At 74.1% G+C, this 11,223-nt stretch carries 12 protein-coding genes; 5 read left to right on the forward strand and 7 right to left on the reverse strand.

The genetic code is table 11. The features are described from left to right. Positions 1–56: 56 nt before the first annotated feature. Positions 57–641: an NADPH-dependent FMN reductase gene (locus ACQPYX_RS07140; RefSeq protein WP_433802208.1), complete on the reverse strand. Its 585-nt coding sequence runs from the start codon at positions 639–641 to the stop codon at positions 57–59. Positions 642–699: 58 nt separating this feature from the next. Then, on the reverse strand, positions 700–1,617 hold the full coding sequence (locus ACQPYX_RS07145) for a LysR family transcriptional regulator (protein ID WP_433802209.1): 918 nt from the start codon (positions 1,615–1,617) through the stop codon (positions 700–702). Between the two features lie 74 nt (positions 1,618–1,691). Between ACQPYX_RS07145 and ACQPYX_RS07150 the strand changes: the two genes are divergently transcribed. After that, the gene (locus ACQPYX_RS07150; RefSeq protein WP_433802210.1) at positions 1,692–2,588 is read left to right on the forward strand and encodes a formylglycine-generating enzyme family protein; all 897 of its coding nucleotides are present in this window, start codon (positions 1,692–1,694) and stop codon (positions 2,586–2,588) included. Here ACQPYX_RS07150 and ACQPYX_RS07155 read toward each other — a convergent pair. The 4 genes from ACQPYX_RS07155 to ACQPYX_RS07170 all read right to left on the reverse strand — a co-directional run bounded on the left by ACQPYX_RS07155 (position 2,572) and on the right by ACQPYX_RS07170 (position 6,659). Next, positions 2,572–4,905: an arylsulfatase gene (locus ACQPYX_RS07155; protein WP_433802211.1), complete on the reverse strand. Its 2,334-nt coding sequence runs from the start codon at positions 4,903–4,905 to the stop codon at positions 2,572–2,574. The genes ACQPYX_RS07150 and ACQPYX_RS07155 overlap by 17 nt on opposite strands. 168 nt (positions 4,906–5,073) lie before the next feature. Next, positions 5,074–5,496: a hypothetical protein gene (locus tag ACQPYX_RS07160; protein WP_433802212.1), complete on the reverse strand. Its 423-nt coding sequence runs from the start codon at positions 5,494–5,496 to the stop codon at positions 5,074–5,076. After that, the gene (locus ACQPYX_RS07165) at positions 5,493–6,092 is read right to left on the reverse strand and encodes a hypothetical protein (protein ID WP_433802213.1); all 600 of its coding nucleotides are present in this window, start codon (positions 6,090–6,092) and stop codon (positions 5,493–5,495) included. The genes ACQPYX_RS07160 and ACQPYX_RS07165 overlap by 4 nt, the downstream gene beginning before the upstream one ends. Before the next feature lie 63 nt (positions 6,093–6,155). Next, positions 6,156–6,659: a MarR family winged helix-turn-helix transcriptional regulator gene (locus tag ACQPYX_RS07170; protein WP_433802214.1), complete on the reverse strand. Its 504-nt coding sequence runs from the start codon at positions 6,657–6,659 to the stop codon at positions 6,156–6,158. Positions 6,660–6,750: 91 nt separating this feature from the next. Here ACQPYX_RS07170 and ACQPYX_RS07175 point away from each other — a divergent pair, with 91 nt between their 5' ends. Continuing rightward, complete coding sequence (locus ACQPYX_RS07175; protein WP_433802215.1) at positions 6,751–7,689, forward strand: NADP-dependent oxidoreductase; 939 nt, start codon at positions 6,751–6,753, stop codon at positions 7,687–7,689. A gap of 39 nt (positions 7,690–7,728) precedes the next feature. On the opposite strand, the gene ACQPYX_RS07180 is transcribed toward ACQPYX_RS07175, so the two are convergent. After that, on the reverse strand, positions 7,729–8,733 hold the full coding sequence (locus ACQPYX_RS07180; protein WP_433802216.1) for a manganese catalase family protein: 1,005 nt from the start codon (positions 8,731–8,733) through the stop codon (positions 7,729–7,731). A gap of 539 nt (positions 8,734–9,272) precedes the next feature. Here ACQPYX_RS07180 and ACQPYX_RS07185 point away from each other — a divergent pair. The 3 genes from ACQPYX_RS07185 to ACQPYX_RS07195 all read left to right on the forward strand — a co-directional run bounded on the left by ACQPYX_RS07185 (position 9,273) and on the right by ACQPYX_RS07195 (position 11,111). Further along, positions 9,273–9,806 (forward strand): ANTAR domain-containing protein, encoded by a 534-nt coding sequence (locus tag ACQPYX_RS07185; protein ID WP_433802217.1) that lies wholly within the window; start codon positions 9,273–9,275, stop codon positions 9,804–9,806. Positions 9,807–9,927: 121 nt separating this feature from the next. Beyond that, positions 9,928–10,497: a hypothetical protein gene (locus ACQPYX_RS07190; RefSeq protein ID WP_433802218.1), complete on the forward strand. Its 570-nt coding sequence runs from the start codon at positions 9,928–9,930 to the stop codon at positions 10,495–10,497. Between the two features lie 287 nt (positions 10,498–10,784). After that, entirely contained in the window at positions 10,785–11,111 is a 327-nt protein-coding gene (locus ACQPYX_RS07195) for a hypothetical protein (RefSeq protein WP_433802219.1), read from the forward strand. Positions 11,112–11,223: the final 112 nt, after the last annotated feature.

Genomic DNA, 11,223 nt, shown 5'->3' on the forward strand with positions numbered 1-11,223 from the left:
CTCCCGGGGGGTCGAGGGAGCGACAGTCGATCACGCCGGGGAGCGCCCCGGAAGGGTCAGGACTCGGCGGCCGACCGCCGTGGGATGTCGGGGGCGGCGGCGCCGGCGACGGCCGGCATGTGCCGGGCGAAGGTGACCACGGCGTCCGCGAGGTCGTGCAGCCGCTCGCGCACCCCGTCGTCGGTCAGCTCGCCGCCGGAGAAGTGCGTGTTGTTCGCGTACACGGCGCCGGGGACGGCCCACGCGCGGAAGAAGCCGACGAGCGGCTTGAGCTCGTGCTCGATCGCCAGGAAGTGGTGGTCGGTGCCGCCGGTCGCCACGAGGCCCACCGGCTTGCCCGCGAGCGCGTCGTTGGGCAGCACGTCGAAGAGGTTCTTCAGCCGCCCGGTGTAGCCGCCGCGGTACATCGGCGTGCCGACCAGCAGCGCGTCGGCGGCGACGACCCGGTCGATCGCGTCCCGGGTCGCGCCCGTGTAGTCCGCCGGGTCGCGCCCGTCACCGAACACCAGCTCCTGCTCGCGCAGGTCGAGCAGATCGGTGCGCACGTCGTCGTGCTCGCCGCCCCGGGCGAGCGCGACCGACAGGGCGAGCACCGTCTTCGACGGCGAGGACGGGCTCCCCGAGACCGCCAGCAGCTCCACGACGTGCTCCTTCCGGACGACGGCGATCACAGGACTCCCCGCTCGGGCGCGCCCGCACTCACCCGACGGCCGCGAGGCCCCGGTCCTGCGCGGCGCGCGCGAAGGCGTCGACGGTCGCGCGGACGCTGGGGCGGTCGGTGGCGTGCGGGAGGTGCGCGAGCACGATCGTCCGGGGCAGCGGCCGTCGCAGGGGCACGACGTCGATCCCCGACGGCGGCAGGAACGCCCGGCCCAGGTCGCTGGCGAGGGTGACCCCGAGCCCGGCGGCCACCATGGCCAGCGCGGTGGCGAGGCCGTCGACCCGGTGCCGGACCTGCGGCTCGAAGCCGGCCCGACGGCAGGCGGTGCGCACGGCCCGGCCGTAGTAGCTCTCGGCGCCGGAGATGATCCAGGTCTCCTCCGCGAGCTCCGCGAGGTCGACCCCCGGCCGGTACCGGGTGCCCGCCGGGGCCGCGAGGTGGATCCGGTCCTGCCCGAGCGGGACCATCGTCAGGCCGGGCGCCCACGGCTCGGGGGCGTCGGGGTAGTCCAGGATCAGCGCGAGGTCGAGGTGCCCCTGCCGGACGTCGAGCACCGCCTGGTCGGGGTCGGCCTCGAGGCTCTCCAGCGTGATGCCGGGGTGCTCGGCGGCGAGGTCGGCGATCACGGCGGGCAGGAGCGCCGCCGCCGCGGCCGGGAACATCCCGACCGACAGCCGGGCCGAGAGGTGCTGGCGCGCCGCCTCCACCGCCGCGACCGCCCGGTGCTCGGCGGCCAGCAGGACCTCCGCCTGCTCGACGAGGACCCGGCCGACCTCGGTGAGCCGCACGCCGCGCCCCACCCGCTCGATCACCGGGGCGCCGACGTCGGTCCCGAGCGCCTCGACCTGCTGCGACACCGCCGACGGGGAGTAGTGCAGGGCGGCCGCCGCCGCGTTCACCCCGCCGCGGCGGGCGACCTCGCGCAACGTCCGCAGCCGGCGCAGCGACAGCTCCATGCACGTCCTCCCGATGGTTCCGTGCAGCATTGTCCGCTGGTGCCGGACGATCCGCGGGGGTAGAGCTGGTGATCATGACGGCGCGCGTGCCCCGAGGTCAGGTCCTCGTCCCCGGCGGGAGCTTCGCCATGGGTGACCACCACGGCGACGGCGATCCGGCCGACGGGGAGCGGCCCGTGCACCGCGTGACCGTGTCGCCGTTCCTGATCGACGCCACGACCGTCACCAACGCCGCGTTCGCCCGCTTCGTCAAGGAGACCGGGTACGTCACCGACGCCGAGCACTGGGGCTCGTCGGGGGTCTTCCACCTGGCCTTCGCCGGGGACCGCGCGGACGTCCTGTCGAGCGTCGAGGGCGCGCCGTGGTGGCTCGCGGTCCGCGGCGCCTGCTGGCGGCACCCCGAGGGTCCCGGATCCGGGGTCGGCGACCGGGCGAACCACCCCGTCGTCCACGTCTCCTGGCGCGACGCCGAGGCCTACGCCGCCTGGGCGGGCCGTCGTCTGCCGACCGAGGCCGAGTGGGAGTACGCCGCCCGCGGCGGCCTCGACGGGGCCCGCTTCCCGTGGGGCGACGACCGGGGTGACGGCTCCGGCCACCGCTGGAACCTCAACATCTGGCAGGGCCGGTTCCCCACGGCGAACACCCGGGAGGACGGGTTCCTGACGACGGCCCCGGTCAAGACCTTCCGCCCCAACCCCTATGGCCTCTGGCAGACCGTCGGGAACGTGTGGGAGTGGTGCGCGGACCGGTTCGCCGCCGACTGGTACGCCCGCTCGCCCGAGCAGGACCCGGTGGGCCCCGAGGAGGGCGAGGCGCGGGTGATGCGCGGCGGCTCGTACCTCTGTCATGACTCCTACTGCAACCGGTACCGCGTCGCCGCGCGCACCTCGAACACCCCCGAGTCGAGCTCGGGGAACCTGGGCTTCCGGTGCGCGGGCGACGTGCCCGACGGGATCAGTGCGATGCCATGACCCTCCGGTGCAGCGCCTCGGGCTCCGGAGCGGCCACCGTCGGCGCGAGGTCCACGCGGACCGTGTGCACGGTCCCGGGGAAGGCGTTGTCCCCGGCCGCGTAGTCCTCGGTCACCGGGGTGCCGAGGTCGACGCCCACGTCGAACGTCTCGTCGAAGGAGAAGTAGTACGGGACCGTGGCCGGCACCCGCACCGTCCCGACGTCGTGGCCGTCCACGCGCAGCGTGACCGTCCCGCCCCGGCCGACCCCGCCGCCGTCGTAGGCGAAGTCCACCCGCACCTCGTGGCGCCCCGGCGTCAGCGGCACGGCGCTCCGCACGGTGTGCCGGCGCCACCCGAACCAGTTGTAGACGTAGCAGGGGCGCCCGCCGGAGACGTAGAGCGACCAGCCCCCGAACCGGCCGCCCTGGGCCACGAGGACCCCGTCGCCGGTGCCCTCGACGTCGACGACGATCGCGTGGGACCGGTTCTTCACGTTGGGCACGGTCTCCTCGATGAGGCGCCGGACCGGCCCGCGGTAGGTCACCGAGGTCCGGTCGCCGACGAGGTCGAAGCGGCCCGCGAGCTGCGGGTTCTCCCGTTCGGTGACGCGGTCGTCGAGCGGGAGCACGTGGTGGGCCACCGCCTCGGCGAAGAACATCTCCTGCAGGCGGGCCAGGGTCGCGGGGTGCTCGGCGGCCACGTCGTGGGCCTGGCTCGGGTCGGTGGTGGTGTCGTAGAGCTCCCAGACGTCGTCGTGGAAGCTGCGGGTCCCCGTCGGGACCATCTCCCACGGCGTGCCGTGGCGGGTCACCGCGGTCCAGCCCTCGTGGTAGAGCCCGCGGTTGCCGCACATCTCGAAGTACTGCGTCCGGCGTCGGTCGGGGGCGTCGGGGGCGGCGAAGGTGTACCGCATGCTCGTGCCGTCGATCGGCTGCTGGACCACGCCGTCGACGCTGGTCGGGGGTGTGATGCCCGCGCACTCGAGGATCGTCGGGAGCACGTCGATCACGTGGTGGAACTGGTGGCGCAGGCCGCCGGGGTCGGCGATGCCGCGCGGCCAGTGCACGACGAGGCCGTCGCGGGTGCCCCCGAAGTGCGAGGCCACCTGCTTGGTCCACTGGTACGGGGTGTTCATCGCGAGCGCCCAGCCGACGGGGGCGATCGGGTAGCTCTGCGGCCCCCCGATCTCGTCGAGATGAGAGATCATCTCCGCCGGGTCGTCGACGAGGCCGTGGCCGAGCCGGTGCTCGACGTGGGTCCCCTCGATCCCGCCCTCGCCGGAGGCCCCGTTGTCGCCGAGCAGGTAGAGGAACAGCGTGTTCTCCAGCTCGCCGAGCGCCTCGAGCTCGTCGACGAAGCGACCGAGCTGGGCGTCCGCGTGCTCGGTGAACCCGGCGAAGGTCTCCATGAACCGGGCGCCGAGCGTGCGGCGGGTGCCGTCGAGGGAGTCCCAGTGCGGCACCGAGTCCGGCCAGGGCGCGAGCTCGGTGTGCTCCGGGACGACCCCGAGCTCCTTCTGCCGGGCGAGCGTGCGGTCGCGGAGCCGGTCCCACCCGTCGTCGAACTCGCCGCGGTACCGGTCGCGCCACTCGGGGGCCACGTGCAGCGGCGCGTGCGAGGCGCCGAAGGCGAGGTAGGTGAGGAACGGACGGTCGGGCGTCAGGGACCGCTGCGTGCGCACCCAGTCGACGGCGTGGTCGACCAGGTCCTCGGAGAGGTGGTAGCCGTCCTCGGGACGGCGGGTCGGCTCCACCGGCGTCGTCCCCTCGAAGAGCAGCGGGTACCAGTGGTTCATCTCGCAGGCCATGAACCCGTAGAAGTGGTCGAACCCCTCGCCGGTGGGCCACCGCTCGAACGGCCCGACCGGGCTGATCTCCGACGGCGGGGTCTGGTGCCACTTGCCGAAGGCCGCGGTGCTGTAGCCGTGGCCCTGCAGGGTGCGGGCGAGCGTGGCCGCGCTGCGGGGACGGACACCGGTGTAGCCGGGAGCGGACGTGGCCATCTCGGTCGTCGCGCCCATCCCGACGGCGTGGTGGTTGCGGCCGGTCATCAGCGCCTGCCGCGTGGGGGAGCACAGCGCGGTGACGTGGAAGCGCGTGTAGCGCAGGCCGCCGTCGGCCAGGCGCTCCGCCGTCGGCATCCGGCACGGCCCGCCGAACGCGCTGGAGCTGCCGAACCCGAGGTCGTCGAGCACCACGAGCACCACGTTGGGGGCGCCCCGGGGCGGCGTCGTCGGGCGGACGGGGTCGAACCCGCCGTCGTGCTCGTCGATCCCGAGGGCGGTGACCACCGGCTTCGCGGGCTCCGGCTGCGGCAGCTCCCGACGACCACTCACGACACGTCTCCTCGTTCCGGGCACGCGTGTGCTCCACGTGCGTCTGGGACGCCGCGCGAGGTGGGGGAGCGACGTTGCTCCGCGGCGCGGCGATCTCCAGCCTGCTGGCGACGACCGTTCGCGTCCAGCGGACGATCGTGCACGATGTCGTTCAGCTGGACCGCACGGTCAGGGCCGGGAGCCGAAGCGCTCGAACCCCCGGACGTCGTGGGCAGGGACGTGGAACGGGTTGTCCCAGGTGGAGTCGTCGACCGGCCCGACCGGCGCCGCGTCGGTCACCACCGCCCACCCGTCCCCGGTGGCGAGGACGGCCCGGACCGTCGCGGGGTCGGCGACGTCTCGGGTGGGCGCCGACCGGGACGTCGCCGACCGCCGGGGAGGGCGGCGGTCGGTGCGCGCGGCGAGCCGCCCGGTCAGCGGCCGCCCGACCGTCGCCGTCCACTCCTCGGCGCCGCGGGTGAAGCGCAGCGACCGGACGCGGTCGGCCGGCGCGGCCGGGCTCGCGCCGACCAGGGCCGCCAGCTCGGCGTACCGCGCCTCGGCGTCGTCGGGTCCGGCGCCGGGCACGAAGAACTCGACCGGTCCGGTCACGGGGTCCGCCCCACGAGGACCTGGCGACGCGGCCACGGCCCCGGGCACGGCGGCTCCTCGTCCCGGATCTCCGCCGCCCGGGTGACCAGCCACCGGGGTTCGAGGACCTCGCACGACGACCACGGCGTCGCGCCCCAGACGAGCCCGCACCGCGCGGCGGTGGTGGCGACCAGCCGGTCGCGGGAGGCGGGGAGGACGTCGGCCTCCGCGGTCGTCGTCAGGGCGTCGACGTCGACCGGCAGCGTCCGCGTGCCGTCGCGGGCCGTGGTGCCGACGAAGAAGTGCACGTGCGGTCGGAGGCCGTTGGTGCGTGGGATGCGCTCCTCGACGATGTGCGTGACCCGCAGCCGCGCCGAGTCGGGCACGTCGGCGGCGGTGACGGCGGCGATCCGGGCCTGCAGCCCGCGGGCGGTCTCGCGCGCCTCGTCCACGTAGATCGCCCGCAGGACGGCCACGTCCGCGGCGTGCCCGGTGGACTCCAGCATCGTCATGTAGACCGCGAGCGAGAGCGGCATCGACATCGTCAGGTCGACGGCGTCGTCCGGCGGGAAGCCCGTCACCTGGTCGAACAGCGGCACGGGGTGCGGTGTCACCATCGGCTCACCCCCCACCGCGTTTTGGACGACGGTACGGCCTCACCGCCGCCCCGTGCCGGGCGATCATGGCGACCGGCGCGCCCGTCGAGGGGTCGCCGACCGCGGGGGTGCCGCGCGCATGTGGTCGCGCACCGGCGTCAGCAGCTCGGTGAGGGTCCGGGCGTCCTCCTGGGAGAGCCGGTCGAAGAGCATCCGCCCGACCACCGCCTCGTGCCCCGGCATGACCGCGTCGACGAGCGTGCGCCCCGCGTCGGTGACGGCGATGGTGACGCCCCGCTCGTCGTCGGGCGAGGGGGCCCGGACGACGAGCCCGGCCTTCTCCAGCAGGCCCGCCTGGTAGGTCAGGCCGCTGCGGCTGACGACGATCGCGTCGGCCAGGTCGGTCATGCGCAGGCTGCCGCCGGGGGTGAGCTGGAGCCGGCGGAGGATCTGGAAGCGCACGAACGTCAGATCGCCGTCGGCCTGCAGCTGCTGCTCGATGGCGTGGCGCAGCAGGCCCGACACCTCGACGAGGGCGAAGTACGCGCCGAGCTGCACCGGATCGACCGCGTGGGTGTGGTCGGACACCCACCGAGTCTCCCCTTGCTTCGAGTTCGAAGCAAACCTAGTGTCGCGGCGTGCTTCGAGTTCGAAGTACCGGGGACGACGGGAGTGCGTGATGAAGGCAGTGCGGTTCCACGAGTACGGCGGCCCCGAGGTGCTCCGCTACGAGGACGTGGAGCAGCCCGAGCCCGGTGCCGGCCAGGTGCGGGTGCGGGTCGCCGCGACGTCGTTCAACCCGGTCGACGACGGCATCCGCGGCGGCTACCTGCAGGGCCCGTTCCCGGTCGCGCTGCCGCACGTGCCGGGCATCGACGTCGCCGGCACCGTGGACGCGCTCGGGGCCGGGGTCGACGGGTGGCGGGTCGGCGACGAGGTCGTCGGCTTCCTGCCGATGGTCGACGACGGCGCCTCCGCGGAGTACGTGCTCGCCCCGGCCGAGGTCCTGACGACGGCGCCACGGGCCATCCCGCTCGCGGACGCCGCGGCCCTGCCGGAGGTCGGCCTCACCGCGCGGCAGGCCGTCGTCGAGGACGCGGCGGTGCGCGCGGGCCAGCGGGTGCTGGTCAACGGCGCGGGTGGCGCCGTCGGCGGCTACGCGGTGCAGCTCGCGAAGCGGGCCGGGGCGGTCGTCGTCGCCACCGGCAGCGCGCGCAGCGCCGACCGCCTCCGGGCGCTGGGGGCCGACGAGGTCGTGGACCACACGGCCGGTGACGTGGCGGACGCCGTGACCGAGCCGGTCGACGTCCTCGTCAACCTGGCCCGGCTCGCGCCGGACCGGTTCGCCGCTCTCGTGGGCGTGGTGCGCGACGGGGGCGTCGTCGTCAACACGGTGCCCGCGTCCCCGGCCCCGGCCGACGAGGCCCGCGGCGTTCGGGCCGTCGAGCTCTTCGTGCGCAACGACGCGAGGGCGCTCGCCGAGCTGGTGGCGCTGGTCGACCGGGGCGAGCTGACCGTCGACGTCGACCGTCGGGTGTCGTTGCCCGAGCTCGCGACGGTCCACGCCGAGGCCGACGCGGGCACGCTGCGGGGCAAGGTCGTCGTCGTCCCGGCGTGACGCCGCTCCCGTGCGCGCGGGAGCGGCGCCGGGCGGGACCTACGGGGTCAGTGTGTCCTTGACCTTCTTCAGCAGACCGTCACCCGACGAGCTGCCGCTGGGGCCCCACTGGGGTGGTGCGGTCTCGGCCTGCATCTCCATCTCGGCGGTGGCCTGGACGAGTTCCATCAGGTCCGGGTCCAGGCCGGGCCCGAACTCCTCGGGGCGCTCGACGGCGATCCCGGGGAACGGGACCCCCTCGGGGGCCTGTTCCATGGACATGCTGGTGCCGTCCTTGGACGGGGAGGTGCCCTGGATGATCCGCCCGGCCTCGGAGAGCTGATCGAGACTGAAGGTGTACTGCTTGGACTGCAGGCCCTGCTCGGTCAACGTCTTGACCTCGGGGAACTGCTCGGCGTTGGTCTTCGGGATCGGCAACAGCTTGTTCCACTCCACCCCCAACGCCTCCAACGCCTTGGCGTAGGAGTTCTCGTGCGCCTGGTCGCGCACGATCAGATACGCGATCGTGGAGCGGGCGGTCTTGTTCGCCGTCATCTCATACAGCCGGCACTTCTGCAGCCGCCCGGTGGACTCGAGCATCAGGTTGTAGAGCAGGTTCAGCGGCAGGTTCCCCGAGTCGTAGACGTACTTCCCGGTCCACGGGTCACCCTGGGCGTCCACCGGCAGCGCGCCCTGCGCGCCGACCAGCCAGTGGTGGATGTTCCCCCCGGACAGGGCGATGTCCAACGGGGTCGCCCCACCGGCACCGGGCTCGTCGAGGCTGGTGGGGTTGCCCTGGTAGCGCGGCGACCCGTCGACCAGCTGGGCGATGGTGGAGGCAATCAGCTCCACGTGCCCGATCTCCTCGGTACCGATCCCGTAGAGCAGGTCCCGGAACGGCTTGCCCGTCGGGCCGCGGAAATTGAAGCTCTGGAACAGGTACTGCATCATCGTGCGCATCTCACCGAACTGACCACCCAACCCCTCCTGCAGGGCGTTCGCCGCCCCCGGGTCCGGCTCGTCGGCGGCGATCTCGTTCAACATGCGCTGGACGTGAAGAAACACGTGAGCCCCTCTTCGAGGTGAAGGTTCGGCGACGCGCCCGGGGGCTCGAACGACGTCGATCACCCGCCGGGTCGGCGGTGCCCCCGGCGCGGCAAACGCGCGCCGCCGCGCCACGCCGACACGACCTCGTTCGCTGTACAGGTATTCGCTTCCTGCGTAACTTCTTCGTTCGATGACGTCTGGTGGTCGGTCCACCGGGCGGTGCGGACGACGGCGCTTGACCCCCCAGGCCCCGACGTCGGGTGGCGGCGGCTCACGGCCGCCGGGCGATCGCGATCGGGGTAGGGGGCCTCCCGTGTCCGGAACCGGTGACCTGTCGTGGCTGCAGGACGTGCTGGCGGCCACCGCCGAGGACCTGGTGCGCCGCCGGAGCGGCACGACCGCCGACGGGTCGGAGGCGGAGCAGACCCTGCACCGCCTGACCGACGCCGCGGCCCAGCACGTGCCCGGCGCCTCGTACGCCGGACTCACCGTGCGCACGCCGGAGGGCGGGCTGAGCTCCCGGGCCCCCAGCGACCGGGCGATCGTCGCGCTGGACCGTGCTCAGGCGGAACTGGGCGAGGGACCGTGCGTCGACGCGCTGGGGGCCGGGGCGGGGTCGGTCACCGTCGTCGAGGACTTCGCGACCGAGACGCGGTGGCCGCCTGGCCGAGGACGCCGGGATCGGTGGCCTGATCTCGTTCGCCCTGGCCCCGCAGGACGCCGAGCCCGGCGCCCTCAACCTCTACGCCCGGACCGGCACCGTCTTCGACGCCACCGCGCGCACCGTGGCCGCGGCCTTCGCGACGCAGGCATCCGTGGCGATGTACGGCGCGCGCCGCGTGGAGCAACTGACCCACGCGATCGCCACCCGCGACGTGATCGGCCAGGCCAAGGGCATCCTCATGGAGCGCTTCGCGCTCGACGAGCACCAGGCCTTCGACCTGCTCGTGCGGTCGAGCCAGGACACCAACATCAAGCTGCTCGACGTGTCCCGCTGGCTCACCGACGAGGTCACCCGGCGGTCCCGGGGTCATGCCCCGGCCGAGGACGGGCCGGAGCCCCCGTCCGCGGACCGTTCGTTCCCGGGGTAACGTCTTCGTTCCACGGTCGATCGAACGGCCGGCCGCCGGGTCGACCCCTGCTCGGTGACATCCCGACTCCCGGAGCGCCTCCGACGGCGCGCCGTCCCGGCGTCGGGCGAGGAGGGAGCGGGTGGTGCGCGTGCGCGGCGTCCCGGTCGACCTCGACGACGCCCTCCGGCTGGCGGCGCTGCACCTGCGCCACCCGGCGCCCACCTCCTACGACGGGCTCGACGCCCTGCTCAGCGTGTGTACCGGCACGGTCCTGGGGGCGAGCGCCGCCGCGATCTCCACGGCCGGCCACGGCCGGGTGCACTCCACGCACGCGACCGACCCGGCGGTCCGGGACGTCGACGCCTGGCACAACCACCTCGGACGGGGACCGCTGCTCGCGGAGGCGGAGATCGGCCCGCCCGACCTCGCGGTGCTCGTCGTCGAGGACCTGGCCTTCGAGATCGACGACGGCGTCGTGCGGGTGCGGGTGACGCCACCCTTCCGGGCCCTGCACTCGACCACCCTGCGCAGCGAGGACGGGTCGCGGACGGCGCTGGACCTCTACGCCGTCGAGGCCGACGTCCTGGGGCTGGACACCACCGTGCTCGTCGACATGTTCGCGCGGCGCGCCACCTCGCTGCTGCACGGCACCGGCGAGCTCGTCGCGGGGTCGGTCGACCGCCGCGGCCGGCCGCGGGACCATCGGTGACGAGGCCCCGAGTCGATCACTCGTCAAGGCTTTGACGAGATCTCCGAGCGGGATCAGCGGCGGTCGGACCAGGACTCGTCCGTGCCCGCCGCGAGCCGGCGCAGCGCGGCGTCCCAGCGTCCGCGCGGTCCCGGCCTGACGGGCCGCCGCCCTGCCCGTCCGATGTCAGTGGCACGGGGCGACCGCGCGGGCGCTCCGTGCCACTGACATCGCCTCGTCGACCGCACACCCGTCGGGGCTTGCGTTCGGCGGCCACCGTGAAGAGCCTTGGCAGGGTGACTCAGCACGTGACCAAGTTGGAGCTCGACGACCTCGGCCTCGCCGAGGGACTTCCCCGGCCGTCCGGGGCCCAGGACCGCGTGGAGGACGTGCCCTACCGCGCCGTCGAGTTCTGCGACGACGAACTCCCGGCCGCCCTGGAGCGGTGCGCCGGCTGGCTGCGCGAGACGGAGACCTGGCTGGGCGAGGCCGTCGACGTGATCGCCATCCATCTCGACTACGACGACGCCCAGGGCTCGCCCTACTTCAAGGTCAAGGTCCTGTGCAACGAGGAGGACCTGGCCGGCGCACCGCTCGCCGCCCGGGAGGACACCGCCCGCCGCGAGGCCGGCTGATCCACGCGCCGGACGGGGGCGGCCGGTCGTCCGGCCGCCCCCGTTCGTCGTCACCGGGTGTGCCGATCCGGTGACGGAACTGATCGTGGCCCGGCTCACTCGTCTTCTCTAG

The sequence above is a fragment of the Actinomycetospora sp. CA-084318 genome (assembly GCF_050955885.1).
Taxonomy (GTDB): domain Bacteria; phylum Actinomycetota; class Actinomycetes; order Mycobacteriales; family Pseudonocardiaceae; genus Actinomycetospora.

Excerpts from the sequence above, each read along its gene's own strand:
- ACQPYX_RS07175 (WP_433802215.1), top strand. The coding sequence starts at position 6,751 with ATGAAGGCAGTGCGGTTCCACGAGTACGGCGGCCCCGAGGTGCTCCGC.
- ACQPYX_RS07150 (WP_433802210.1), top strand. The coding sequence starts at position 1,692 with ATGACGGCGCGCGTGCCCCGAGGTCAGGTCCTCGTCCCCGGCGGGAGC.
- ACQPYX_RS07165 (WP_433802213.1), bottom strand. The coding sequence starts at position 6,092 with ATGGTGACACCGCACCCCGTGCCGCTGTTCGACCAGGTGACGGGCTTC.
- ACQPYX_RS07145 (WP_433802209.1), bottom strand. The coding sequence starts at position 1,617 with ATGGAGCTGTCGCTGCGCCGGCTGCGGACGTTGCGCGAGGTCGCCCGC.